The 1,134-nt window shown below is 69.3% G+C and carries 2 protein-coding genes; one reads left to right on the top strand and one right to left on the bottom strand.

Annotated elements, in window-relative coordinates:
- Positions 1-132 (top strand): CreA family protein (locus AC1DYI_RS36425; protein WP_477208953.1); only part of this gene is annotated, 132 nt, incomplete at its 5' end.
- 38 nt (positions 133-170) lie between these two features.
- Here AC1DYI_RS36425 and AC1DYI_RS36420 read toward each other — a convergent pair.
- Positions 171-935, bottom strand: a complete 765-nt coding sequence (locus tag AC1DYI_RS36420; RefSeq protein WP_477208952.1) for a LytR/AlgR family response regulator transcription factor — start codon at positions 933-935, stop codon at positions 171-173.
- Between the last annotated feature and the right edge of the window lie 199 nt (positions 936-1,134).

Raw genomic sequence — 1,134 nt, 5'->3', positions numbered from 1 at the left:
GTGCGGATGGTGGATGCGGCACGCAACACACTCGTCTACCTCACCTATTCGGACCGCGTCATCGAAGGCTCACCGCAGAACAGTGTCACCGCCGTGCCTGTAGACCGCGGTACACCGATTCCGGTGCGCTAAAGGCGCGGCCCAGGCGGGGCCTCCGATGGCCAGCTCACCTATCCCCCAAGCCAGGCTCTGAAAGCTGCCGCGCGCTCCTGGCTGACGATCACCGAGTCCATCCCGGCGGGCCGCAGTTCCACTTTGAGCCGGCCCTTGCCGGCAGGGGCGAAGCGGGCGACGCCGTGGGCCGCGACCAGGACCTGCCGGCTTGCCCGGAAGAAGCGCGTCGGGTCGAGGGMGGCCTCCAACTCGGCCAGCGGCGTCTCGAGCAGATAGCGCTCGCCCGCGGCATCGATCGCGAACACGAGCTTGTCCACCGACACCACACAGGCCAGTTGGTCGACACTCAGCGCGTGGAACTGCGAGCCCTTGCGCCCCACCAGCCGCTGGCGCCAGCGCTGTGGCGCCGGGCCCAGTTGCTGCAAGAGCGCCGCCACGTCGGTGCCAAATGACCGGCGCAGACGTTCGACCTTTTGCAGTGCCTGCGCCAACGCCGTTTCGGCCACTGGCTTGAGCAGGTAGTCCACCGCCAGCGCGCGAAAGGCGTCGATCGCGAAGCGGTCGTATGCGGTGGTGAAGATGGTGGGCAGCGCAAGCTGGCCATCGGCGAACAGCTCGAGCGAGAGCCCATCGGCGAGCTGGATGTCGAGCAACAGCAGGTCGGGCGGCGGATGAGCGCTTAGCCAGGCCTGCGTGCCACGCACGCTGTCCGAGTGGCCGATCACGGCGACGTGCGGCGCCACCTGCGCGAGCGCCAGCGTCAGCCGCTCGCGCGCGGGCGGTTCGTCTTCGGCGATGAACGCCCGCAGCGCGGCTGTCATTCGTGCACCCTACGGCCTGCGGCCGATCCCGCCAAGCGGGAATGAGCCCCTACGGGCGGCCGGTCGGCGCTCATTCGGCGGCCACCATCGGCACCCGGACTTCGAATCGTCCGCCGTGTTGGGTCAGCGTCAGCGGCCTTCCGGTCATGAGGCGGCAGCGCTCGTCCAGGTTGGACAAGCCGACGCCCGCCGAAGGCAG

Source organism: Ideonella sp. P3_A4 (genome assembly GCF_056403075.1).
This window is presented reverse-complemented; position numbering and strand designations above follow the sequence as displayed.